Source organism: Lysobacter sp. TAB13 (assembly GCF_052113885.1).
Classification (GTDB): Bacteria; Pseudomonadota; Gammaproteobacteria; order Xanthomonadales; family Xanthomonadaceae; genus Lysobacter; species Lysobacter gummosus.
Genome location: NZ_JBFRDR010000122.1, coordinates 1 through 534, shown reverse-complemented (window position 1 = coordinate 534; position 534 = coordinate 1). Strand labels below are relative to the sequence as shown.

Below are 534 nucleotides of genomic sequence, written 5' to 3'. Positions count from 1 at the left end.
GATCCTGAGAGGCTCTTTCCAGCGCACCGCTTCGCGGCAGGCCGCGCGAAGGACGTGAGCCCCAAGCGCGGCGATAAGCCCGCCCTCCTCCGCTGCTGGGATGAACAAGGACGGCGAGACGACGCCGCGTGAAGGGTGGCGCCAGCGTGCCAATGCCTCGAACCCGACGACGCTGCCATCCGCCCGGAACTGCGGCTGATAATGCAACAGGATCGCCCCGGTCTCGATGGCCTGGCGCAGATGCGCGCGCAGATCGAGACGTTCGCGCTCGCGCTCCTGCTCGGCAAAGTCAAACATCCGGATGCGGCTGCGCCCTTCGGTCTTGGCGAGACGCAAGGCCGCATTCGCGGCGTCGAGCAATCCCGTTTCGCTGTCGCTGTCCTCGGGGAACCGGGCGCAGCCCACGCTGACGCTCACCGCATGACGCGCCGTTCCGTCGATGAAATCCGCTTCGAGCGCAAAGCGCACCTGCTCAGCCTGCAACAGACCATGCTCGCCACCAGGGGAGTGCCGCGACACCAGGACGAACTCGTC

General features: G+C 67.0%; 1 protein-coding gene. It reads right to left on the bottom strand.

All coding sequences use genetic code 11. The annotated features are described in order from the left end of the window. Positions 1-534: EAL domain-containing protein (locus tag AB4Y92_RS25420; protein ID WP_441822139.1), on the bottom strand; the 534-nt coding region annotated here is incomplete at both ends.